General features: G+C 52.0%; 18 protein-coding genes. 14 read left to right on the top strand and 4 right to left on the bottom strand.

The genetic code is table 11. From position 1 onward, the window contains the following. The first annotated feature begins 165 nt into the window (after positions 1-165). From HALA3H3_RS02185 to fhuF, 10 genes are all read left to right on the top strand, one after another. The gene (locus tag HALA3H3_RS02185) at positions 166-1,410 is read left to right on the top strand and encodes an MFS transporter (protein WP_022521811.1); all 1,245 of its coding nucleotides are present in this window, start codon (positions 166-168) and stop codon (positions 1,408-1,410) included. A 74-nt stretch (positions 1,411-1,484) separates the two neighbouring features. Beyond that, a complete protein-coding gene (locus tag HALA3H3_RS02180) occupies positions 1,485-2,039 on the top strand; it encodes a sigma-70 family RNA polymerase sigma factor (protein WP_022521810.1) in 555 nt (184 codons plus the stop codon). Further along, positions 2,040-3,065: a FecR domain-containing protein gene (locus HALA3H3_RS02175; RefSeq protein ID WP_022521809.1), complete on the top strand. Its 1,026-nt coding sequence runs from the start codon at positions 2,040-2,042 to the stop codon at positions 3,063-3,065. A 95-nt stretch (positions 3,066-3,160) separates the two neighbouring features. Then, positions 3,161-5,593, top strand: a complete 2,433-nt coding sequence (locus tag HALA3H3_RS02170) for a TonB-dependent siderophore receptor (RefSeq protein WP_022521808.1) — start codon at positions 3,161-3,163, stop codon at positions 5,591-5,593. 181 nt (positions 5,594-5,774) lie between these two features. Beyond that, positions 5,775-6,644 carry an ABC transporter substrate-binding protein gene (locus HALA3H3_RS02165; protein WP_022521806.1) on the top strand — a complete coding sequence of 290 codons (870 nt, stop codon included), beginning with the start codon at positions 5,775-5,777 and terminating at the stop codon, positions 6,642-6,644. Positions 6,645-6,777: 133 nt separating this feature from the next. Next, entirely contained in the window at positions 6,778-7,302 is a 525-nt protein-coding gene (locus HALA3H3_RS02160; protein WP_053856861.1) for a sigma-70 family RNA polymerase sigma factor, read from the top strand. 9 nt (positions 7,303-7,311) lie between these two features. Beyond that, complete coding sequence (locus tag HALA3H3_RS02155; RefSeq protein ID WP_022521804.1) at positions 7,312-8,301, top strand: FecR domain-containing protein; 990 nt, start codon at positions 7,312-7,314, stop codon at positions 8,299-8,301. 84 nt (positions 8,302-8,385) lie between these two features. Further along, the gene (locus HALA3H3_RS02150; RefSeq protein WP_022521803.1) at positions 8,386-10,848 is read left to right on the top strand and encodes a TonB-dependent receptor; all 2,463 of its coding nucleotides are present in this window, start codon (positions 8,386-8,388) and stop codon (positions 10,846-10,848) included. Positions 10,849-11,013: 165 nt separating this feature from the next. Continuing rightward, positions 11,014-12,018, top strand: coding sequence for an ABC transporter substrate-binding protein (locus tag HALA3H3_RS02145; protein WP_022521802.1), 1,005 nt, complete (start codon positions 11,014-11,016; stop codon positions 12,016-12,018). Continuing rightward, entirely contained in the window at positions 11,984-12,760 is a 777-nt protein-coding gene (gene fhuF / locus HALA3H3_RS02140) for a siderophore-iron reductase FhuF (RefSeq protein ID WP_022521801.1), read from the top strand. The genes HALA3H3_RS02145 and fhuF overlap by 35 nt, the downstream gene beginning before the upstream one ends. A 78-nt stretch (positions 12,761-12,838) precedes the next feature. Here the strand turns inward: fhuF and uxaC are convergent, their stop codons facing one another. The 4 genes from uxaC to HALA3H3_RS02120 all read right to left on the bottom strand — a co-directional run bounded on the left by uxaC (position 12,839) and on the right by HALA3H3_RS02120 (position 18,584). Beyond that, entirely contained in the window at positions 12,839-14,248 is a 1,410-nt protein-coding gene (uxaC, locus tag HALA3H3_RS02135) for a glucuronate isomerase (protein ID WP_022521800.1), read from the bottom strand. Between the two features lie 74 nt (positions 14,249-14,322). Further along, on the bottom strand, positions 14,323-16,698 hold the full coding sequence (locus tag HALA3H3_RS02130; protein WP_022521799.1) for a glycoside hydrolase family 31 protein: 2,376 nt from the start codon (positions 16,696-16,698) through the stop codon (positions 14,323-14,325). Positions 16,699-16,759: 61 nt separating this feature from the next. Next, entirely contained in the window at positions 16,760-18,058 is a 1,299-nt protein-coding gene (locus tag HALA3H3_RS02125) for a TRAP transporter large permease (RefSeq protein ID WP_022521798.1), read from the bottom strand. Position 18,059: 1 nt separating this feature from the next. Further along, positions 18,060-18,584, bottom strand: coding sequence for a TRAP transporter small permease (locus HALA3H3_RS02120; RefSeq protein WP_022521797.1), 525 nt, complete (start codon positions 18,582-18,584; stop codon positions 18,060-18,062). Positions 18,585-18,756: 172 nt separating this feature from the next. On the opposite strand from HALA3H3_RS02120, the gene HALA3H3_RS02115 reads away from it, so the two are divergent. From HALA3H3_RS02115 to uxuA, 4 genes are read left to right on the top strand one after another with little or no spacing between them, the layout of a single operon-like run. Continuing rightward, complete coding sequence (locus HALA3H3_RS02115) at positions 18,757-19,791, top strand: TRAP transporter substrate-binding protein (protein ID WP_022521796.1); 1,035 nt, start codon at positions 18,757-18,759, stop codon at positions 19,789-19,791. Between the two features lie 23 nt (positions 19,792-19,814). Beyond that, positions 19,815-21,644, top strand: coding sequence for a glycoside hydrolase family 2 protein (locus HALA3H3_RS02110; RefSeq protein ID WP_022521795.1), 1,830 nt, complete (start codon positions 19,815-19,817; stop codon positions 21,642-21,644). An 18-nt stretch (positions 21,645-21,662) separates the two neighbouring features. Then, positions 21,663-22,391 (top strand): FCD domain-containing protein, encoded by a 729-nt coding sequence (locus tag HALA3H3_RS02105; RefSeq protein ID WP_022521794.1) that lies wholly within the window; start codon positions 21,663-21,665, stop codon positions 22,389-22,391. A gap of 42 nt (positions 22,392-22,433) precedes the next feature. Then, the gene (uxuA, locus tag HALA3H3_RS02100) at positions 22,434-23,606 is read left to right on the top strand and encodes a mannonate dehydratase (protein WP_022521793.1); all 1,173 of its coding nucleotides are present in this window, start codon (positions 22,434-22,436) and stop codon (positions 23,604-23,606) included. Positions 23,607-23,623: the final 17 nt, after the last annotated feature.

Raw genomic sequence — 23,623 nt, 5'->3', positions numbered from 1 at the left:
CATGCTGTCCTATTACCTGCCGTTGCTGTGGCAGGGGCGCCGGGTGACCCAGGCCGGTGAGCTGCGTCAGGCATTGCTGGCGCAGGGTTTCGAAGTGTGTGAGGCGCAGCCGATTGCACTTCCCATGGCGCCTGCCACGGCTTTGGTGGCGCGTAGGAGGACGAAATGATGCGCGCCCTGACCGCCCGGCAACTGGCGTTCGGCTGGCTCCACTTCGCCCTGGCGCTGCCCAGTATCTATCTGCTGTTGGGAATGCCGCTGGTACTGCGCGAGCAGGGTTGGAGCGGTACCCAGATTGGCCTACTGCAACTGGCGGGCCTGCCAGCGGTGCTCAAACTGGTGATGGCGGTTCCCGTTGAGCGCTGCCGCCTGGGTGGCGGAGGCTATCGCGCCTGGGCTGGCCTGCTCGGATTACTGTTGGGTTTGGCGTTGCTAGGGTTAGCGTACGACTTCCCACTAGCGCAGCCGCCGCGTTTCTATGCCTGGGTGCTGCTGATCAGTTGGTTGGCGACTTGGGCTGATGTGCCCGTGAACGCGCTGGCGATTCGCTGTCTGCCCGTCGAAGAGCGACTACGCGCCGGGGGAATTCGTTCGGCGGCGCTGTTTCTGGCTGCGGTGGTGGGCGGCGGCCTGTTGCTGGTCGTGCACGAGCGTTCAGGGGAAGCCGTACCCTTCGTACTGATGGCGTTGCTATTGGCCGTGGGAGGACTCCTATTACGCTGGATATCTGTACCGGCAGAGGCTGGCAGGCAACGGTATGTCTCGGCAGCGGAAGCGGTTCAACCTGTGAGCCATAAGGGGGCAATGGGCTTTGTCCGTCAGCCAGCTGCAGGCCTTTGGGTCGCCCTGCTGATGCTACTCTTTCCCTTCGTTGGCGCCGGTTGGGTCTATCTAAAGCCGCTATTGCTCGACCTGGGGATGCCGGTGGAGCAAGTTGCCTGGTGGGTGGGGGTTGGCGGTGGTATAGCGGGCGCCCTGGCGAGTCTAGCGGGGCAACGCCTGGCACGGAGTGTTGGGCTTGGCCGCGCTTTACCGCTGTTAGCCGCTTTGGCAACGCTGGCCCTGGCGACCCTGGGGGGAGTGGGTTACATGGCTGCGGGGCACGCCCTGTGGCTGGTGGGAGCGGGACTGTTGGCCTGTGCCATGGGAGCGCTATCGGGCGTAATGTTCGGCCTGATGATGCACTTCGCACGGTCAGGGTATCAGGCGCTGGATTACGGCCTACAGGCGAGCCTGTTTACTCTGTCGCGTTTGGCTGTACCTGTGCTAGCCGGTATTTTGCTAGACCGGCTGGGCTACCCGGCTATGTTCACGGCGCTGGCGCTAGGCATGGCGGCGGTGACGGTGATGGCGCTGTTGGGGGGTAGTATTTTGCAGGGTGCCATATCAAAAAGTGGAGAGGTTCGTTGAGCACTGTGCATTGACACTGTCTGTGAATTGAAAAAGAATAAGAATCATTTTCGTAGAAGTGAGGCACTTTTTATATGGCGGCGGCACCCCGATCAGCCGAGCCTGCGGCTTACCATACCGGCTGTCGAGACTCCCTTGGTCAGTTGTATCACCATCATCAGCCTTGGTTGCAGCAATTGCTCAGCCACCGGTTGGGATGCAGTGAATCGGCGGCGGATCTGGCGCAGGATGCGTTTGTGCGCTTGCTGAAAACGCCCCGCCACCTGGATAGTTTCGACGGTGCCAGGGCCTATCTCAGCCGTATGGCCAAAGGGCTGTGCGTGGATCATTGGCGCCGCCAGGATATCGAGCGCGCCTGGCAGCAAGCCCTGGCGGCCAGCGCCGAGGCGCATTTGCCTTCTGTCGAACACCAGCAGATCGTCATCGAGACGCTGTGCGAAATCGACCGCATGCTGGCGCGGTTGCCCGAGAAAGTCGCTAGCGCCTTTCTGGCCTCCCAACTGCATGGCAAACCCTATCGGCAGATTGCTGAGGAACTGGGAGTTTCCGAACGCATGGTCAAAAAATATATGGCCCAGGCCATGCTGCAGTGCGCATTGATCGAAGCAGGCTTCGAGGCGAGCCTCTAAATGGTTTCTGCGGCTAGCGCTGATGAAGCAGCCAAACGTCGTGCGTTGGCGGAGGCCGCCGAGTGGTTTGCCGAGTGGCAAGCGGGGGAGCTGTCGGCAACGGAGCGTCAACGCTGGCAGGCATGGCGGGATGCCAACGACATCCATCGTTGGGCTTGGCAACAGGTGGAGGGCGTAAGCCGACGTTTTACCGCCAACCTGGATGAAACTGAGCGCCACGCTGCCAACCAGGTCATCAGCTCGGCGCGGCATCGACGGCGGGGGCGGTGGCATCTGCTGAGTGGGCTCTCTAGCCTGGCAATCGTGGCGGTGCTGGTAGGGCTCTCCTGGCAGTGGACACCATTGCCCCAGTGGGTGGCTTACTGGGGCGCCGACTACCGCTCCGCCACCGGCGAAATCTCCCGCATCGAATTGGAGGATGGCACCCAGGTATGGCTAAGCAGCGCCTCGGCGTTGGACGTCGACTACGACCAGGAGCGGCGCCGGCTGCAACTGGTGGCGGGTGAAGTGCTGATTAAGACCGGCAAAGACCCCGAACGCCCCTTTTACCTGGATACCCGAAGTGCCCGACTGACCCCCTTGGGCACCCGCTTCAGCGTGCGCCAACGCCAGGCCGACGAACTGCTGGCGGTGTTCGAAGGCGCGGTGGCTATTCAGACCCTTGGTGATGCCAACCATGCAGGCCAACGCCTGGTAGTCGACGCCGGGCAGCAGGCCAGCTACGCCGCTGACGGCATTGGCGAACTCAGCCACGCCGACGGCAGTCGGGCCGCCTGGGCCAACGGTGTTTTGCTGGCAGAAAATATGTCGTTAAAAACCTTTGCCGCAGAGCTGAGCCAGCATCACCACGGCCGCTTAGAGGTCGACCCGGCGGTGGCGGATCTCACGCTACTTGGCGCTTTCCCGCTCAATGATCTAGAGCGCACCCTTAACATGGTCGAGACCACGCTGCCGGTGAAGGTGCGCCGGGTAATGCCCTGGTGGATCAAAATCGAGGCAGGCAAAGCAAGCTCCAGCGAGGAATAAAAAAGAGCAAATATTGGTTTTTCTGGTTCCCTTTTTTCGCGCTGGTTCGATTCCCCTTTATAAGCACTTAAAACGTATCTGCAAGGGGAACCGATATGCTCCACCAGCGCACTGCACTTCAACCGCTTACTGCCAAGCACCAACCGACGCTTAACCGCCGCGCCTTGGCGCTGGCGGTTCATCTCGCCGCCGCCGGACTATTGGCCGTACCGCTGCTATCGCAGCCCGCCATGGCCCAGTCCACCCAGCAGCAAGCACGCCACTATGACATTGCCAGCGGCCCGGTAAGCAGCGTCATCAACCGCTTCGCCGCTGAAGCGGGAGTTTTTATCAGCGGTGCTGGTGAGCTCGGAGAAGGGCGTCAAAGCCCCGGCTTGCAAGGTCAGTATCGCGTTGATGAAGGGCTTGAGCGACTGCTGAACGGCACCAGCCTTAGGGCCGTAAAGCAGGGGGATGGTACTTATCGGTTGGAAGAGCGGCCAGATGGTGTGGCGCTGTCGACGGTTGAGGTGACAGGAGCGCGTCTGCCCTACGGCATGACCGAGAACAGTAATTCCTATACGAGTGAAAGCGCGACTATCGGGTTGTTTTCGCAGTCAGTTAAGGAAACGCCGCAGTCCGTCAGCGTCGTGACGCGGGAACGCCTGGATGATCAAGGGACTACCTCACTGGCCGAGGCCATGCGTAACGTTACGGGCGTCACTGTGAATGAATACGGGGGGAACCAGTACACAATCAAGGCTCGTGGCTATAATATCGATTCTTTTCTCATAGATGGCAGTCCAGTCCAGGATGTGGGCAGCGCCTGGGAAAGCGCTGGAGTATTCGATACGGCTTTGCTTGATCGTATTGAAGTGTTGCGCGGCCCTGCGGGAATTCTCCATGGATCCGGTGAACCCAGCGGCACCATCAACCTGGTACGTAAACGCGCGCTAGCTGAAAGCCAAGCCTCTGTTTCCCTTTCTGCCGGTACAAATAATGCTTATCGGGGTGCTGTCGATGTTACCGGCTCGCTTGATAACAAGGGACGAGTGCGGGGACGCTTCGTCGGTGTCTACGATGACAGAGACTCTTTTATTGATCACGTTTACTCAGATAACCAAATCGGCTACGGCACGCTTGAGTTTGACTTATCCCCCGAAACGACACTCTCAATGGGTGTTACTGTACAAGATGAAGAGTTTCGTCCTCATTCTGGATTACCGGCATACAGTGATGGCACTCTGCCCAACGTAGACCGCTCGACCTATCTTGGATCCGACTGGGATAAGCAGACAGGAGATGCGCAACGCTATTTTATAGAACTTGAGCATCGCCTAGCTAACGGTGGCGAAATAACCTTTAAAGCTAATCGCCTGAACCGTGATGCAAATCTAAGAAAAAGTAGTGAAGGAGTTCTCACTGCTGATAAAGGTACAGGTGATTTTGGAATTCGTCAGATCGCGTGGGGTCTAGAGAAGCAAGACGATTATATAGAGACACAGGTTAGCTCTCCTTTTCAATTGGCTGGGGCGAGCCATGAAGCTGTCTTTGGTGCCAGCTATCAAAACAGTGAAGTAAGCAATGAGTGGGTCTACGGTGCTCCTCAATACCTTCCCCAGAATCTTTACGACCCAATCCATAACCGCACAGAACCAGATTTTGACGGCACCCCAGGGAGAACAGAACTTAATATCGAACAACATGCTTCCTACGGCCAGCTTCGATTCAATATTTTAGATGATTTTACACTTGCGCTTGGTGGCCGTATCAATTGGTGGGAAACCAATAACTTTCTTGGTGGTGAAACGTCCGGGGATGATGGCACCGAATTTATCCCCTATGCAGGATTGATCTATCGCCTCAACGAAGAGCTCAACTTATATACAAGCTATACTGGTATTTTTGCGCCGCAAACAGCTGTGGGAACTGATGGCGACCCTATTAAGCCAAGAGAGGGTGAGCAATACGAGGCCGGTATTAAGGGTTCACACTCTGAGGGTAACTTGAACTGGCACGCTGCTGTTTTCCGTATTGAAGACACTAACCGCGCCTATACAGATCCAAATAACCCAGGCTTTTCAATTCCCATCGGCGAGGCCAAGAGCGAAGGTTTCGAGCTCGAAGTCAGCGGCCAACTGCTACCCCGCTGGGATATCAGTGCAGGTTATGCCTATACCCAAACTGAGTTCGTAAGAGATGCTAGTTCAGAAGGGCTCACACTCTCGCCTGACACACCTGAGCATAATTTCAACCTATGGTCACGTTATCGATTTAGCGACGCGCCTGATCAAGGCTGGCGTATTGGCGCTGGCGTAAATACTGTCAGCAGTATTTACGCTGAAAGTGGTGATACACGTTTTGAACAGGGGGGGTATACCACTGTTTCTGCCATGCTCGGCTATCGCGTCAATGAGAATTTGGATGTTTCATTGAATGGCAATAACCTAACAGACAAAGAGTATTACTCTACCGTTAGGGGGACTACAAAGCATAATTATTACGGCGCACCTCGAAACTTCATAATGACAGTGGAGTATGATTTCTAAAAAATCATCTTGATATGATTGATATTCAGCCCTGTATCAACAGGGCTGAATACTATTTTCATCAAAAATTAAAGTCTATAGACAGCCAATAAAGACATGGCATTTCTATAAAAGCATCAGACCACCGTTTCAGAAGGGGCCTGAAGTGAACCCATTCAGCTTCATCACCAGGAACTGGCGCTTGACCGCTTATGTCATATGCTTTTCGTTAATAGCCAACTCATCAATGGCAGCTAAAGCGGCCTCACCCATCTCAGTATTTGATTGGTCGATTGCAGAAACAGTTCTCTCGCTTGAACCTGATTCTGCATCACTGGGTAATATTACTGCTTTCCACACATGGACTGGAGGTGAATATAAAGATGCTAATATCACCGATATTGGGACACAGACTTTCCCAAATATGGAACTTCTCAATCACCTTTCACCTGAGAGAATACTTCTTTCGCCTAGTCAGACTCGCCTAGGCCAAAGGCTAAATGGCATTGCACCTATCACTATTCTCGAATCCTACCCTTATGTTAGTGACAGAAGTGACGGTTTTTGGGAAACCCTTGAGGATTTTACCCTTGAAGTTGGTACGTCAGTCAATCAAAGAGCAAACGCCGAACAGCTAGTGTCAGACACGCAATCTCATCTCGACACCTTGAAAAGCAACATAGGCCTTCAGCCCCCACTACTTATTGTCCAACTAGTCACTGAGCAATATGCCCGCGTGTATGGCAGCAACAGTATGTTTCAGGGTGTGCTTCATCAATTGGATTTAAGCAATGCATGGACAGAAAAAACCAATCAGTGGGGGTATTCTATGGTAAGCATCAGGGAGCTTTTTAATGTGGAAGAAGCGAGACTGGTTGTCCTCGAAAGTGCATTCCCAATAGGTATAGAAAACAATATCGAAACTAGTGGTATGTGGCGTTACCTTCCCAGTGTGCAGCGAGGCGATTATGTCGTTTTACCATCTACTTTTTGGATAGCCGGCGTTCACCCCTCCGCCCTTCGCTTCGCCAAGGCTCTTGTCGAAGCACTGAACTCGCCCGAGAACTACTAACATCACCTGCTTCTTAAGTAATTCGATACCACTAATTCGTTTGTAATGATAAGTATTATCACTTATTGTTTGCGTCTGGTTTTGCCTCCTTTTTTGGGGGGCAATGGGCACGGGCAATCAATGGCAACGGGCGATGGTATCGATAAAGCAACAGGGCGGAAACGAGGTTCCTTTCGACGCCCTCTATCACAATCATCATAGCTGGCTGCGGCGCTGGTTAAGCGCCAAGCTGGGCTGCTCCGATACCGCTGCTGATCTCGCGCACGATGCCTACCTGCGCATACTGGTGCGAGGCACTACGCCAGCGCCCGAACAGTCACGCCGTTTTCTGACCCAGATCGCTAAAGGGCTGGTCGTCGACCATTACCGCCGTCGGCGAATCGAAACCGCCTACTTGGAAACTCTCAGCCTGCTTCCAGAAACATTCGCGCCTTCTCCCGAGGAGCAAGCACTCACTATCGAAGTGCTGGTAGAGATCGATACGCTGCTCCATGAGCTTCCCGACAAGCCTCGCCGGGCCTTTCTTATGTGTCGCCTGGACGGCCGGAGTTATCACGAGATCGCCGAGGTGCTGAGTGTCTCGATCTCTTCGGTAGAGAAATATATCGCCCGGGCGTTGCTGGCCTGCCACCGCGCGATAAGTGAATCTCAACCTTAAGTGAATGCCATGAACCGCATGTCCGCCGACGCTTCCCATGAGACCATCGATCCTACCGTGCTTGAGCAGGCCAGCCTGTGGATGGCGCGCTTATGGAGCGACGACATCAGCGAGGCTCAGCGCGACGCTTGCCTGGCCTGGCGACAAGCATCGCCGGAACATGAGCGCGCCTGGCAGCAGTTGCAGGCGATTGATGGCCGGTTGGCCGCGCTGCCGCGCCACGCTGCCCGCAGTGAGCTGTTTTCGTCTTCCCAGGAGGTCTCCCGGCGGGGCTTGCTGCAGTGGGGCGGCTTGGCCGTGCTGCTAGGTGGGCTGGGATTTGGGCTACCGCGCACGCCCCAGTGGCAGCGCCAATTCGCCGACTACGCCACCGGTATTGGCGAGAGTCGCGAACTGACGCTGAGCGATGGCACTCATCTGGTGTTGGATACCGATACCGCCATCGACATAAGGTTCGATGCCCACCAAAGACGACTCCATCTACTGCGTGGTGGGGTGCTGATCACCACGGCAAAAACACCGGATGCCCGTGCATTCAGCGTTATGACCCAGGAAGGGCTTTCTTATCCGCTAGGAACCCGCTTCAGCGTGCAACAGCATACTGACAGCACCCAAGTGGCCGTTTATGAGGGGCGGGTGGCCCTGGAGCGGCGTGGAAGTGATGAGCGGGCGACGCTGGATGCTGGTCAGCAGGCTGCCATGAGCGCCGATGGGGTATCGCCACCGGCGCCCTTGGAACCCGCTGGATTAGCCCGTTTTCAGGGGCGGCTGGTGGCCGAAGACATGCGGGTTAGTGAGGTAGTCGAGATATTGGCCCGATATCGCCATGGCGTGGTGCGCTGTGCACCGGAGGTGGCCGACCGGCGAGTGAGCGGGGTGTTCTCGCTGCAAGATACCGACCGCGCCCTGGCCAGCCTGGCCGATGCGCTGTCGTTAAAGGTGGTCTACCGAACGCCATTATGGGTTACGGTCGCGTCGCGTAACACTAACGAAAGCTAGAAAGAAAAATTTCAGAAAACATTGAGGGATTCTCGTTCTCGTTCGGAATAGAAGATGTAGACATAAAAATCAACGGGGATCTTCATGACGACGCAGCAAGCGCACTCACGCTTTATCCGAACGCCTTTGGCTCGCGCCATTCCGCGAGCCATTCAATATGGCCTGCTCGCCAGTTGCTTGGTGGCCCTGCCCGCAACGGCGCTTGCCCAGCAAACAGAAGGGCAGAGTGCCGCGACTCAGCAACGCTATTCCATTGAAGCAGGACAGCTCGATACGGCTTTAAACCGTTTCGCGGTCAGTGCAGGCATCGAGATTGCCTTCGATGCTACGTTGACCGCTGGCAAGCAAACCGCTGGGCTGCAGGGCAGCTATGGAGTGAACGAAGGTTTGAAGCGCTTGTTGGCAGGTACCGGCCTTGAGCCAGTGCGCAGCGCTGAGGGTAGTTATCGGCTGGAAGAGCGGGCGGCGGATGTGGAACTATCATTAATGGAAGTCACAGGCTCTCGATTTTCAAGCCAAGCTTTACCCGTTACTTATTTTGGAGGGCAAGTGGCAACTGGTGGGCGCCTTGGTTTGCTGGGCAACATGGACATCATGGACGCACCCTTTAACATCACCAGTTACACCTCCGAGTTGATTGAAAGCCAGCAAGCCAGAAGCATAGCCGATCTTACTGATAATGATCCCTCAATTCAGATTAGCACGCGCGGAAGAGGCACCAACACGGGAGGTGATACCTTTCACATTCGTGGCTTTGATCTTTTCAACAGTGATATTTCTCTTAATGGGCTCTATGGTGTGATGCCGCTAAACACTATATCCATGGAAACTGTAGAGCGTGTGGAAATCATTAAAGGGCCCAACACCTTATTGGGCGGAGTATCACCTAGTGGCAGGGTTGGTGGCGCAATAAATATTGTCCCAAAGCGAGCAAGTGATACTCCTCTAACAAAAATCTCAGCCGTTTATCAAAGCGACTCACAGTTAGGCACTCACATAGACACTGGCCGCCGATTTGGAGAGGCCAATCAACTTGGTGTACGTTTTAATGGGGTCTTCAGAGAAGGGGACACGACGGTCGATGGCCAATCCTCGACGTTAAGCGTTGCCAGCCTTGGCCTTGATTACCAAGAGGATAACTATCGTTTATCGGCTGACCTAGGCTATCAAAAAGATAGAACAGATGCTGGGAGCGGTTTTGGCTCAGGGCTTCAGCTTCGACAAGGAGTAGAAGTTCCTTCTGCACCCGATGCAAGCAAGCAAACAGCGCAGTCATGGGAAGAAATAGAGAATGAAGACACTTATGCAGCTTTGCAAGGTGAATATGACCTATCCCCCAACTGGACTCTCTACGGAGGGCTAGGGGGGCGTAACAATACGCGCTACAACCTTAGAACTAATCACGCACTGATAGATGCGTCAAGCCCTTTGGCCTCATTTCCTGTCTATTACCCAGACTATGTTGACACAAGGAGCGCCACATCAGGAATTCGTGGTCTTTTCACAACTGGTGATATCACCCATAACTTCAATATAAACGTTTCCAAACTAAGGGAAGAAGGCGGATATCTTTATGAGGACAGCGATATAAGCCTTTCCAACCTCCACAATGTTGGCGTTATTGGCTTTCCTAATCAATTTGAGCTATCCAGAGACATACCAAAATCCTTTGAAAGAGAGCTAACATCCATAGCAGCAGCAAACGTCATAGGATTACTTGATGATCAACTACTTGTCACTCTAGGTGCGCGTCATCAGAATGTCAGGATTGAAAACTTTGACACTGAAAGCGGAAATAGAACTTCTCTGTATGATGAAAGTGCTATTGCACCAGCTATCGGAATAACCATAAAACCCTCTGATAATATTTCTATCTATGGTAACTATATTGAAGGGCTGGATCTTGGGTATACAGCCCCAGCAACAGCGGAAAATGCTGGAGAAACGTTTGCTCCGTCTAAAACACAGCAAATAGAGGCAGGTATAAAGCTAGACCGCGGTGATTTTGGGGGATCAGTAAGTGCCTTCGAGATTCGGCAGCCGAGCACAATCACTCTTCCAGGCTCTACTGATGGAGCATTTATATCGACTCAAGATGGTGAGCAGCGCAACCGTGGCGTCGAAATAAATGTCTTTGGCCAACCCACATCAACCTTAAAGCTTTTAGGTGGTATAGCTTATCTACAACCGACTCTAACTGAAACACAAGATGGTGTTAATGACGGAAACCAAGCACCGGGCACTTCAAGATGGTTAGGTAATGTCAGTGTTGAATGGGATGCCCCTATCCCTGGATTGACTCTGAATTCACGTGTTGTCAGCAGCAGCTCGCAATATATTGATGCCAGCAATACCTTAGAGATCCCAGGGTGGACACGTTGGGATATTGGGGCAGGTTACCAATTTGATGATCAACCTATAATAGTAAGAGCTAATGTAAATAATCTCTTAGATAAGGATTACTGGGAATCTGCTGGGGGGAGCGGCGGACGCCTTCGCCTCAGTGAGCCAAGAAGTGTGGTGCTGTCTGCAACTATGGAGTTTTAGTATTAAGTCGCTACCCCGCTGATGGCGGTGGGGTAGCGAATCGTTAATAAATCTTAGATGTTGCTGCTGTAACGATAAATGGCTCCTACCCTTATGGGCTTAGAGAGGCCGCTTTCTGCAGGATAAAGACTGCAGTTGCTTTACTAAGATCAAGCAAGGACTGTCATGCTCCGTATCTGTATCTTACGTATGCTTCTATATCGCTGCATGGTGATAATGATCCCAACTTCGTGCCTTGCACTCTCTACTCCTGATTTGGCAATTGCTTCCCGTGACATACCCTCCATTGGTTCTCTTGATTATCGTTGTACTGAAACATTATTGTCGATGGGAATAGTACCTAGCGCTGTCATAGATCCGGACACTCCCTACTCCACGCTAGAGGGAGCGGCGCAAGCCATCAATCTCGGAACCATTATCCAGCCCAACCTTGAACTTCTTGATCAAGTCTCACCCGAGCTGGTTCTGACATCGCCGGAATTCACGTACATGGTCCCTCGGCTGTCAGGTATTGCCAAGGTAAAAAGCCTAGCTCCTTATAGCTCAGAAAGCGGAGCAAGTAGCTGGCAACGAATGATCTCTTTCACAAGACGGGTGGGAGAGGCCATCGGATCTACGGATCTTGCGGAGGACATGATTAAGGAAACCGAGTCGCATTTCCAATCGTTGAGAAGCAGGATAGCTGGTGATCACATGCCAGCTTTATTGATTGTTCGCTTGATGGATCATAAACATGCCAGGGTGTTTGGTAGTAACAGTCTTTTCCAAGGTTCCCTTGAACAGCTGGGGCTGTCAAATGCTTGGCAAGGCCCCGAGAGTCACTTTGGAATCACAATGGTTAGTATCGACTCCTTAGTGGATATCAATGCCCGCCTAGTAATATTAGAAAGTCCTTACTCTACTAATCCCAGTCGTGAGCAATTCGCCGCAAATGGTATGTGGCAACATTTACCCATCATAAAACGCGGTGATGTTATTTTCCTACCGGCGGCCTTTAACCATTTCGGTGCTCTTCCTTCTGCTCTAGGCTTCGCCGAATCCTTGGTTAATGCCTTAGCCGCTGATGAGGTCGGTGAACAGATCAGTAGTTCATGCGTGGCTAACGATTCTCTGGCAAGCCAGCAGGAGTGTGATGATGGAAATGAAGGAAGACTCCATTCGGCTTGGTGATCCGATTGAGGCCCTTTTGGCGCTCTATCGCCAACAGCCCATGGATAAAATGAAGGCACCTGGTTTTGGCCGACCGGATGCTGCGACGCTTCCGGTCGCGGCGCTCTTTAAACGTAAAACTATGGATGGGTTGCTGCGACAGCATACTGCAAGTTATGGCGAAAGTGCCGATTGCAAGGCGGCAGCATCAATATGGTCAAAGCATTTTTTTAGTTTGGTATCGACGCCTACATTGGTAGCTAACCTCCTATTGGGGCAAGAGTTTCCGTTACAGCCAGATCAGCTGCGAGTGGAACTGGGTGGGCGAAGCCAAGTGAAACGGCTGTGGCTACGTGATGGAGGGCAACCTCTGGCATCTCAGGCTCTTCATGAACGGTTTGCGCCGTTTTTCGAGGGTCTGTGCGCTCCGTTAGTCGATGTGCTAGCTGAGCTATCGGGGCTTTCACCCAAAGTGTACTGGAGTAATCTCGGCCACTACGTGGAAATTTTGGGCCAATCTTTTTCGCGACATTCAGCTTTTTACAATGCCGGTGAACCGCTACTTCGCTTTCTTGATACACCCATGTTACCGGATGGGCGGCGTAATCCACTCTATCAACCAGTGCGTTATCTTGAATTGGGTGGCGATACTCCCAATCGCGTACGACGCTTGTGCTGCATCAAGTATCGCCTTCCAAATGAGCCGTTGTGCGGCGCCTGCCCTTTGAAGCCTGAAAATTGTCCAGCTAAGCATCGCTGCTAAAGCTTGCTCGCACATTTGCAAAAAAGGTAGCCTTGTTCGAGCAAGTGATCCCAAGCGTTAAAAAGATTTTCAATGATTTCATTCAATGAACCAGCGGCGGGCGTTGTGGTAACAGATATCCGCAATGATCTCATCAAGCAGTTTGTGATCATTCGGTGCCAGTCCATCAGTAACCCAACGCCCGACGATACGGCAAAGCAACCTTCTGAAATACTCATGTCGGGGAAAGGACAAGAAGGAGCGACTGTCCGTTAGCATGCCGGTGAAGGTAGACAACAGGCCCATTTGCGCCAGATGGTTCATCTGGTTTTCCATGCCGTCAATTTGATCATTGAACCACCATGCAGTCCCCGCCTGTACCTTGCCTGCTATGCCACCGCTTTGAAAGTTACCCGCTGTGGTGACGATGATGGGGTTTTTACTGGGATCCAGCGCATAAAGAATGGTGCGCGGTAGCTCATTGGTGCTATCCATGCGATCCAGCAATTTGTTTAACGGCTCGGCAATGGGCTTATCTTGAATGGAATCAGCACCTGAGTCGCTGCCCGCCGCCGTTAATATTTGCGTACTGTTATTACGTAGTGGCCCTATGTGAAGTTGCATCACCAGGTCAGCCCGCGCGTACGCACGGCCAAGTGCTACCAATACGGCCATACGGAAGCTCTCTGCTTCCTTTGGCTCTAAGGCTTTGCTCTGGCGGCCTTTTCCAAGAATGGCGTCAAGCTGGCTAGCGCTTAGCTCATCGGCCTGTTCTAGCTGGCCAATACCGTGGTCGGCGGCACGGCAGCCGTTGGCAATGAAGTACTCCAGGCGATCCGTGAGTGCGCTTACCAGATGCTCGAAGGTGCTGATGGGCTGTCCGGTCAGGGTCTCCAGTTTTTCAAGGTAGTTATTGAAACCTGCGCCTTCGATTGCCAGCGCGCGATCCGGGCGAAAGGTAGGCACCATGGAAAGCTCACCTTTGTGTGGCGAGGCAGCAAATGCTTGGTGGTGCTCAAGGCGGTCGAGCGGGTCATCGGTGGTGCCAATGAGTTCGACCTTCATCTTTTTTAGCAAACCCTGGGCGCGGAACTCAGGCTGGCTCAGCATTGCTTGCGTGCTTTGCCAAATCTCCTCTGCGCTGTCGCCGTTGATCAACTTGCCTTCATCACCAAAGTAGCGCCACAGTTCGAGATGGCTCCAGTGGTGCATGGGGTTGCCAATTGCCTTAGGCAGAATCTGGGCAAACGCCAGAAACTTCTCTTTATCTGTTGCGCTACCGGTAATGTGAGATTCAGGGACGCCCGCCCAGCGCATGACACGCCACTTGTAATGGTCATGGCTCAGCCATAGATCGCCCAGGTTGTCCCAGCTGCGATTGTGAGCCACTTCTTCGGGCGGAAGATGGTTGTGGTAGTCAATAATCGGCAAGTCCGCAGCTACATCATGGTAGAGGCGGCGTGCTGTTTCTGTATCCAGCAAGAAATCAGTGTGTAGGTAATTATTCATAGAAAAGCCTTCTGGTTTACCATTTCAGCGATAGCGGCTCGTGCAAAAGCGCCAAAGTAATGTGTTATCGCTGCTCACGATGCTTCTCCCACGGTGATGAGCCCGCCATGCTCTATGACGCGACCACCGTAATTCAAGGGGCGATTTTCACCTGCTGGTAGCACTATATTGAGTTGTGAAAAAGGAAAAGGCATATCCCCAGCATGGCTGATTTGCAGTTCCAAACTATGCTCATCGCCGGTAAGCAGCAGAGTGGTGATGCAGTGCGGGCCATCTTTGCGCTCGCCGTCATCATCGTAAATCAGTGAGGTGCAGGAAAACGATCCAGGCTGTGGAAACAGTGCCAACGTTCGGCCAACTTGCGCCTCCGGCGTTGCTTTTATGGCTTCATTAGCAAGCGGTAGTATTGATCCAGCCTTAACAAACAGCGGCATATCCGCCAATGAAACCGGCTTCTCTAACCATGTTCCTGGGGCATGCAGTTGGCCTGTCCAGTAGTCCCACCATCCTGCGTGGTTGTCGGGCAGATAGATGCGCCGCTTATCTGCGCCTTGCTCAACCACAGACGCTACGAGTAGGTCTCGACCTAGAAGAAAATCGTCGGTGTCTGCATAAGTCTGTGCGTCATTCTCATGGTCGAGGAAGGTGGGTCTTAGCATGGGTTCGTGGTTGTTTACCGCCTGCCAAAGGCAGGTATAAAAATAAGGCAACAAGCGGTAGCGGAATTGGATAGCGGCACGGATGCCGTCGGCAACGCTGGGGTGCGTCCAAGGCTCGGTCACAGAGCCATCGTTATTCCAACTGTGAATGGAGAACCGGGGGTGAAAAATGCCGTTCTGAACCCAACGGAGTAAAAGCTCTGGCCCAGGCTGGGGGCCAGCAAACCCGCCGACGTCATGCCCAATGTTGTAGATTCCCGAAAGCGACAGGCCCAGCCCCATGCGGATATTCCAACGCAGGCTCTCCCAACTGGTTTTGTTGTCTCCCGTCCAGGTCTGGGCAAACTGTTGTAGGCCAGCACAGCCTGAGCGGGTCACCACGTATGGGCGATGTTGGGGCGCATGTTGTGACTGCGCCTCCCATGAAGCATGAACCATCAACAGCGAATGCAAGGGCCGTATCAGCCCCACCTCGACCTCTTCACCAAAGCCAACGCAGCGAGCGCCATGATCCCACACTTCAAATTCGTTGTTATCATTCCAAGTGGAAGTGATGCCGAGGTTCAGCAGTTGTTGAGTGACGTTCTCTTTCCACCAACTGAGCGTATCGGGATTGGTGAAGTCGAGATGAGAGCCTTCATCGTCCCAGAAGCTTGAAAGCTCCGGTGTGTCAGATTCACTGTCTTGGATAAATAATTTATTGTTTGCCACTTCTGCGTAGCGCGGGTGGTTCCTTAACAAGCAGGGCTTGATGTTGGCGATCAATCGCACCCCGGAATCATTAAAGGCTTTCGTCAACGTGGTTGGATTGGGCACCTTGTCGTTATTCCAATGAAACACATAACGCTTATCTTCAATGGAGGTGTAACCCGAAGACAGATGAAAGCTGTCGCAGGGGATAGCCTCGTTCTCCAGCTTTCGCAAAAAGCCGATGAGCTGATCCTGAGCGTCGGGTGCATCGGTATAGGCCATGGTTGACCCGGAATAGCCCAGCGACCAGCGTGGCGGAAATGCCATCCCCCCGGTTAAGGCCAACTGGCTCTTCACCAAGTCTAGAAGCTGTGGAGACCAGCGGAAATAGTAATCCAGGTCGCCATCATCGGCCGTAAAGGAGCGATAAGGGGCGTGGTAGTTATCAAGCTCTTGCCCTATGTTCAATACACAGGTGTTCAAGGTGTCGTAGAAGATACTAAAACTACCGGTGGACGCGGTTTGGGTAAGGGTGAACGGCAGGTGTTTATACAGCGGGTCGGTGCGCTCTGCGTCATACCCCATAGCGTCTAAACTGCGCATTTCGAAACGCCGCCCCGTCCGCTCTAACAGCCCGGCTTTTTCGCCCAAGCCATAAACCCGCTCATTGGGGTGTCGGCGTAAATAGTGGGCGTGGGCATGGTTCTTAACGCCCAGCATATAAGCGCCGGTGGGTCTGTCTTCAGTTAAATACTTCCAGCCCTCACCCACGAAGGCTTCCCACCTAAAATGCAGTGGCTGAGAGACGATGAGCCGTAAGGCATCTGTCTCGATCTGCAACTGCCCATCCGACCACCCAAGCTTGTACTGGGGACAACTGAACCCCGCCAACGAATCACGTGAGCGGCCCTTTGGTAAGGTGTTGCCATCCGGGTTTACCGTCCATGAGCGGTTAAGGCGCCATGCACCATCTTTTAGCAGTCGCACTCGGAACAATTTGTTGTCGAGAATGTTGATGCAGATTAAATGTCTATCGTGCACTCTCAGTTGCACTGTCGTGTCGTCGTGGTGCTCCAGGCGCCAGTTTTTTAAGGTTTTCATTGTTTATCCTTTGATTCCTGAATTCAGGATTTAACGGTGGTCATCACCTGGAACCAACTCGTTAATAACCTAAAATAAGCTGGGGCAAAAATAAGCTGATTTGTGGAACGAAGGTCACCAGTAGAACAATGGCTATCAAGACTAAATAAAATGGCAGGATGGGTTTCATCACTTGACCAATACTCACGCCACTGATGGAGCAGCCGACAAACAGTGCTGAGCCCACTGGCGGGGTACAGATACCGACGCAGAGATTGATTGTCATGATGATGCCGAAGTGAACCGGGTCTATACCGATATCCTGCATCACTGGCATAAGGATAGGGGTGAAGATAAGCAGTGCTGGTGTCATATCCATAAAAGTACCAATCACCAGCAGTACGGCGGTAATGCACAGTAGAATGATGATCGGATTATCAGATATACCGATCATAAAAGAAGAGATCGTTAAAGGTATGTCGCCGAACGCCATGGCGCGGGACATGGCAATGGAGCAGCCGATTAAAAATAATACGATAGACGTTGTGACGACCGAGTCGATAAAGATCTTGGGAAGATCCGTTACCCCTATTTCTCTGTACCAACATAAAGACAGGAAAAGTGAATAAGCAACAGCGATCGCCGAGGCTTCGGTCGCCGTAAATACGCCACTAATAATCCCGCCAATCACCACAATAATAAGGCCTAAAGGTAATATCGCCCGGCGTACTGCTGATTTAACTTCAGCAAGGGAGGGTTTCTCCGCGACGGGGTAGCCCTTTCTTTTAGATATGATCCCTGCCACCACCATCAGGGATAAGCCCATGATGATGCCGGGGATATAACCCGCCAAAAAAAGCGCGGCTATCGACGTGCCGCCAGTAATCAGCGAGTAAACAATGAGTGTTGTGCTGGGAGGAATCAACAGACCCGTAGGACAGGAGGTGACGTTAACGGCTGTCGAAAAAGCAGGATCATAGCCCTCACGCTTCTGGATGGGCGCCATCACGCCCCCAACGGCCGCCGCCGACGCAACGGCTGAGCCGGATAAAGCGCCGAACAGCATATTGGAAATGATATTGACGTGGGCAAGCGAGCCGGGAAGCCTTCCGGCAAGCACTTTTGCTAAATCGATCAGGCGAAGTGCGATGCCGCCTCGATTCATAATGTTGCCAGCCAAAATGAAGAAGGGGATGGCTATTAACGTAAAGCTATCAAGCCCCGACGCTATTTGCTGGGCAACAATGCTGAGGGATTGGTCGACGCTCATGAATAACAGGAAGGTGAGTGTCGCAGATACGCCAATTGCGAACGCAATGGGTATGCCTAAGACCATTAAAAGCGCGAACGACCCAAAAAGCACCAGGACGGTTATATTCATATTAATCTCTCTCTTGTGGAGCAGGTGCTTGTTGCGGATCGATAGTGAAGCCGCCCTCCGACTTAGGGTTAAGCCAAACCCGCCCTAAAAAGATAAAACAGTAAAAAATGATGATCAGTCCCGAGATCGGAATGGGGCCATATACATAGCCCATGGGGAGCCTCAACGTGGGTGTGATTTGGCCCGATGCCAGCGTTCGGGAGACCATTTGCCAACCACCCCAAACCATTACAAAGAAGGCAAAGCCAGCCACGATTAACAATATGAGTGTATTTAGTAACTGACGTGAGCGCCCGTTTAAGGCAAGGGGCAATATATCGATGGCGAGATGCCGAGCTTGGCCAAAGGTGTAAGCACCTCCAAGTAGCGCTAACCACATGAACAACAAGCGAGCGATTTCACTTGTCGCTGTGCTTGGGGTGCCTAGTACGTACCGGGATAATACTTGCCACGTCACACTGACGACGATGATCAACAGTATTAAAAACACAGACGTGCCAAGCACATAGTCCATTGTGCGTTTCATACGTAAGACCTCTGGTTTTATTTTTGTGTATTGGTGACTAGCTTCTTACTCCCTAGTCATTATGCAGAGAGTCGCTTCTACTCTAAAAGATGTCAACCAATTTGTTTTATTGGTTGACATGATATGGTCGGTAAGCCATCTTGCATCTGTAACCTAGAAAGTGAGTGCCTCAATGACAGTCGGCTTTCACGACAACAATCACAACAAGCAGGAGAAACAGCTGATGACAACAAAAGCCTTGCGACATACGGCTCTAATCAGTGCGGCGCTGTTCGTGTCAGCGGCCTCAGCTCAAGCCCAGACACTGCGGCTGAACCACAATAATCCTGAAGACCATCCTACTCATGTCAGCATGCAGTACATGAGTGAACGTCTTTCAGAGCTCACCGATGGTGAACTGGATATCCGCATTTATGCCAACGCACAGCTTGGCTCGCAGCGTGAATCCATGGAGTTAGTACAAAACTGTACATTGGATATGGCGCGCAGCAATACGGCCGAACTGGAAGCGTTCGAGCCAATGTACAGCGCCATGAATTTACCTTTCATTTTTGAAAGCGAAGAGCATTTTGAACGGGTCATTAACGGAGATATTGGCCAAGATATTCTTAACGCGTCACGTGATAAAGGATTCATAGGGGTTGCCTTTTTAACCGAGGGGGCTCGCTCCTTTTATGGTGACCGGGCCATTCAATCGCCAGCAGACCTAGAGGGCCTGAATGTAAGAGTACAACCAAGCCCATCAGCGGTAAGAATGGTTGAGCTGTTGGGAGGCAATCCGACACCTATTGATTGGGGCGAGCTTTACAGTGCGCTGCAGCAAGGGGTGGTCGAGATGGCAGAAAATAACCCAACGGCCCTGACGAACGCGCGTCATGGCGAGGTAGCAAGCCATTTTTCGCTTGATGAACATACCATCATCCCATCCGTGGTCGTCATCTCCAGCTGCGCCTGGGATCGTATGTCGGAGGATCAGCAAGCGGCGATGAGACAGGCGGCATCAGAGGCTCAGGCATTCCATTCCGATTCCTGGAATAAAGCGGCAATGGCAGCATTGGAAACCGCAGAGACTGAGATGGGGGTTGAGATTAATGAAGTAGATAAAGCGCCCTTTATTGAAGCGGTCATGCCTATGCACGATGAAGTGGCCAACCAATCTGCTGAATTGGCCGACCTAATCAGCCGAATCAAGGCAGAGGCTAACTAAAACCGCTGCAGGGGAGGTGGGAGATGCTAGAGCGATCATCCTTGGCTGAGAATGCCCTAACGTCGTTACATGACGAAGAGTACGACGTGCCGTTGAATCTGCAAAATCTGAACCACTCCACCATGGTGTTCACGAAAGGCCGCACGTCAACGTCGCTTAACGGCAGTTGGAATTTTTGCGTGGATTTGCTTGATACAGGTCTGCGTCAAAAGTGGTATGAAATGCAGCCGGCCAACCCTGTCGACCGCGTTGAACCCTGGGACTACGACCCATTTATGGGTGAGTCCATCCCGGTGCCCTCAAACTGGGCCATGTTAAAGGAAAAATGGTACTTCTTTGAGGGCAGTGCTTGGTACACCAAAAAGCTGCCCCCAGAGCTTTTTAAAAAGCGAGAGAGTGACGCGGAATCAGACCAACGCTACATCCTTAGGGTCGGTGCGGCTCAGTACGACTGTAAAGTATTTCTTAACGGAAAATTCCTAGGCAATCACTATGGCGGCTCGACGCCCTTCTACGTTGAGTTGACGGATGACCTTGCCGAAGAAACCAATTGGCTGATGCTGTGTGTCAATAATACCCGTACGCTGGATCGCGTCCCGATGCGCAATACAGACTGGTTTAATTACGGTGGCGTTTACCGCGAGGTCGAGCTCTTTAGCTTACCCAGAGAATTCATTCGCGATATGTTCATTCGCCTTTCTCAGGATGGAAGGGCGATAGAGGTTGATGTAGTTGTTGATAGAGCTGTTGATAGCGCTGTTGATGGCCCCAGCATTCACCATGCTCACCTTGAGATACCTGAATTAGGAATTGCTCAAAAGATTAACATTGAACATGGCAAAGGTACTTGCCGAATAGCAGCAGAGCCAGAGCGATGGTCGCCTGAAAACCCACGCCTATATAAAGTGGTGCTGACGGCTGGCGAAGACCGTATCACTGACAATGTTGGATTCCGCTCCATCGTTCGCCAAGGGGTCGATATTCTCCTAAACGGTGAGCCTATCTGGCTACGCGGCATTTCTGTCCATGAAGACGATGACATCCTAGGGAAAGTGACGTCCGACGAAGACATTCGCAGACGGCTCGCTCATGCGAAAGAGCTCGGGTGCAATTTTCTTCGCCTCGCGCACTATCCCCATCATGAACGCGCAGCTGAACTAGCCGAGGAGATGGGCTTTTTACTGTGGCAAGAAATACCCGTTTACTGGGCCATTGACTTTGATAATCACAACACGCTTAAAGACGCTAAAAACCAACTCATTGAGTTAATAAAGCGTGATCGCAATAGAGCTAGCGTCATTATTTGGTCGATTGGCAACGAGAATCCGGATACGGATAGTCGCCTCTCTTTTATGCGAGACCTGGCTGAAACTGCACGCCTATATGACCCCACGCGCTTAGTCGCCGCAGCGTGCCTGATTAATCATGCAAAATTGAAAATTGAGGATCGGTTAGTCGACCATTTAGACGTTATAGGCATTAATGAGTACTACGGTTGGTACGATGAAAACTTCGACGACCTGTACGCCATCGGAAAAAATTCCGACCCTGATCGCCCCGTCATCATTTCTGAAACGGGGGCGGATGGCGATAACTCGTCTCAAGGCCCATCTGGAGGCCTGTTCAGCGAAAAGTATATGGCGGATGTTTACCGGCGGCAGATCGATACGCTGCAAAAATTAGCGTATATCAAAGGCATGTCGCCTTGGATTCTATACGATTTTAGAGTTGAGCGAAGACAAAATATCTTCCAGAGAGGATTCAATCGAAAAGGGTTAATTGCTGCTGATAAATCTACAAAAAAAGAAGCATTTAATGTTCTAGCTTCTTTTTACCACTCTATAAAAGATTAAAAATGGAAATGAAATCTAATGCATAAAGGTTTACGGCGTTACCAAGAGCTGGCTCGCGACTTAAAGATTTTGATTCAGCAGAAAGGGTATAAAGTCGGCGATCGTATTATGACTGAGCGTCAGATTTCAGAGGCTTTGAGCGTGGGCAGATCCGCAGCGCGCGAAGCCATACTCATGCTTGAAATTGAAGAGCTGGTTGAAGTGAGAAAAGGGTCTGGCATCTATTTGCTTTCGGACAGTCGCTCGGTAGCACAGCCTGTTGTGGATGATATAGGACCGTTTGAACTGTTACAGGCAAGGCAGCTTTTGGAAAGCAGCATCGCCGGCTTTGCCGCGGTGTCAGTCACCAAAAACGATATTGTACGTATGCGGGAAGCGCTTGATATGGAGCGCAAGGGCATTGAAGAAAAGAATAACGACTACTCCAGTGATGAGCTATTCCATCGCCTGATAGCAGAGGCGACGCAAAACAGTGTGCTGGTCGATATGGTCTCTGAACTGTGGGCCAAAAGAGACCAAAGCTTGATGTGGGCCAGACTGCATGAGCGGATATTTGATACCAACTACCGAGAAAAATGGCTAAAGGATCATCAGGATATTCTCTCTGCACTGCAGCTAAAAGATGCCGAAGGGGCGCGTAAGGCGATGTGGGTTCATTTAGATAACGTCCGAGACACCCTAATGGAGCTTTCCGACGTGGAAGACCCGAATTTTGACGGTTATCTGTTTAACAAGAGCACGATTTAATAAGAGCATTATTTAACACTAATAATACGGGGGAGAAGATTGATGAAACATACATGGCGCTGGTTTGGGCCGGACGATCCAATCAGCTTGTCGGATGTACGACAAGCGGGCTCGACTGGTGTTGTGACGGCTCTGCATCACTTACCGAACGGTTGTGTGTGGCCCTTGAGTGAAATCATGGAGCGTAAAGCTATTATCGAAGCTGCTGGGCTTGAGTGGACAGTAGCAGAAAGCATTCCAATTCATGAGGATATAAAGACTCACGCCCATGGTTGGGAAACACTGGCCGATGCCTGGGCTGAAAGTGCCATTAACCTTGCCGAGGCTGGCATAAAAACCATCTGTTACAACTTTATGCCCGTCCTTGATTGGACCCGGACGTCCTTGCGCCATGAGTTACCTGATGGGGCCTTATGCTTAAGGTATGACGCGCTTAGCGTCGTCGTTTTTGATTTGCTTATACTGCAGCGCCCCGGCGCAGCGTCAGATTATGACGAGAAAACGCAGGAATCAGCCCGGGCTCGCCTATCTGAAATGAACGCAGATCAGGTTGAGGAATTAACGAATACTATTATTGCTGGCCTACCAGGTGCTGAAGAAAGCTACAGTCTCGATAGCTTCAGCGAGCGGCTCGCTGCCTACAAAGACATTACCGCCGAGGTTTTGAGAGAAAACCTCGCTTCGTTTCTCTCAAGAGTCATTCCAAAGATAGCGCATACAGGCGTTCGATTAGCGATTCATCCAGACGATCCACCGTATTCTCTGTTCGGGCTGCCGAGAGTGGTCTCAACCGCCCAGGACTTAAGAGATATTGCGAATATGGTCGATTCGCCGGTAAATGGTTTCACGCTCTGCTCTGGATCACTGGGCGTACGAGCTGATAACGATGTGCCTGCAATATTGCAAGAACAGGCGGATAGAGTGCACTTTTTGCACTTACGAAATACTACCTTGGAAGCAGATGGGGCCAGTTTCCACGAAGATGCCCATTTAGAGGGTGATACCGATATGGTTCGCCTGGTCGATATCATTCTGGACATTGAAGCAAAAAGGGGCGAACAACTTCCCTTCCGTCCAGACCATGGTCATGCGATGTTGAGTGATTTGCGCAGCGACTTTAAACCTGGCTACCCGGCAATCGGGCGTTTGCGCGGCATGGCGGAAATTCGTGGTGTTGAGCGTGCGCTTCAGTTCAAACGTTCCAACAAACCATAGCCTTGGAATCAAAATAG

The organism is Halomonas sp. A3H3 (assembly GCF_000982975.1).
GTDB classification, from domain to species: Bacteria; Pseudomonadota; Gammaproteobacteria; order Pseudomonadales; family Halomonadaceae; genus Vreelandella; species Vreelandella titanicae.
Note: the sequence above shows the minus strand (reverse complement) of the source record. Positions and strands in the feature narration are given on the sequence as shown.

Excerpts from the sequence above, each read along its gene's own strand:
- HALA3H3_RS02160 (WP_053856861.1), top strand. The coding sequence starts at position 6,778 with ATGGTATCGATAAAGCAACAGGGCGGAAACGAGGTTCCTTTCGACGCC.
- HALA3H3_RS02120 (WP_022521797.1), bottom strand. The coding sequence starts at position 18,584 with ATGAAACGCACAATGGACTATGTGCTTGGCACGTCTGTGTTTTTAATA.
- HALA3H3_RS02125 (WP_022521798.1), bottom strand. The coding sequence starts at position 18,058 with ATGAATATAACCGTCCTGGTGCTTTTTGGGTCGTTCGCGCTTTTAATG.
- HALA3H3_RS02130 (WP_022521799.1), bottom strand. The coding sequence starts at position 16,698 with ATGAAAACCTTAAAAAACTGGCGCCTGGAGCACCACGACGACACGACA.
- HALA3H3_RS02175 (WP_022521809.1), top strand. The coding sequence starts at position 2,040 with ATGGTTTCTGCGGCTAGCGCTGATGAAGCAGCCAAACGTCGTGCGTTG.
- HALA3H3_RS02150 (WP_022521803.1), top strand. The coding sequence starts at position 8,386 with ATGACGACGCAGCAAGCGCACTCACGCTTTATCCGAACGCCTTTGGCT.
- HALA3H3_RS02180 (WP_022521810.1), top strand. The coding sequence starts at position 1,485 with ATGGCGGCGGCACCCCGATCAGCCGAGCCTGCGGCTTACCATACCGGC.
- uxaC (WP_022521800.1), bottom strand. The coding sequence starts at position 14,248 with ATGAATAATTACCTACACACTGATTTCTTGCTGGATACAGAAACAGCA.
- uxuA (WP_022521793.1), top strand. The coding sequence starts at position 22,434 with ATGAAACATACATGGCGCTGGTTTGGGCCGGACGATCCAATCAGCTTG.
- HALA3H3_RS02185 (WP_022521811.1), top strand. The coding sequence starts at position 166 with ATGATGCGCGCCCTGACCGCCCGGCAACTGGCGTTCGGCTGGCTCCAC.
- HALA3H3_RS02105 (WP_022521794.1), top strand. The coding sequence starts at position 21,663 with ATGCATAAAGGTTTACGGCGTTACCAAGAGCTGGCTCGCGACTTAAAG.
- HALA3H3_RS02145 (WP_022521802.1), top strand. The coding sequence starts at position 11,014 with ATGCTCCGTATCTGTATCTTACGTATGCTTCTATATCGCTGCATGGTG.
- HALA3H3_RS02115 (WP_022521796.1), top strand. The coding sequence starts at position 18,757 with ATGACAGTCGGCTTTCACGACAACAATCACAACAAGCAGGAGAAACAG.
- HALA3H3_RS02110 (WP_022521795.1), top strand. The coding sequence starts at position 19,815 with ATGCTAGAGCGATCATCCTTGGCTGAGAATGCCCTAACGTCGTTACAT.
- HALA3H3_RS02170 (WP_022521808.1), top strand. The coding sequence starts at position 3,161 with ATGCTCCACCAGCGCACTGCACTTCAACCGCTTACTGCCAAGCACCAA.
- fhuF (WP_022521801.1), top strand. The coding sequence starts at position 11,984 with ATGGAAATGAAGGAAGACTCCATTCGGCTTGGTGATCCGATTGAGGCC.
- HALA3H3_RS02155 (WP_022521804.1), top strand. The coding sequence starts at position 7,312 with ATGAACCGCATGTCCGCCGACGCTTCCCATGAGACCATCGATCCTACC.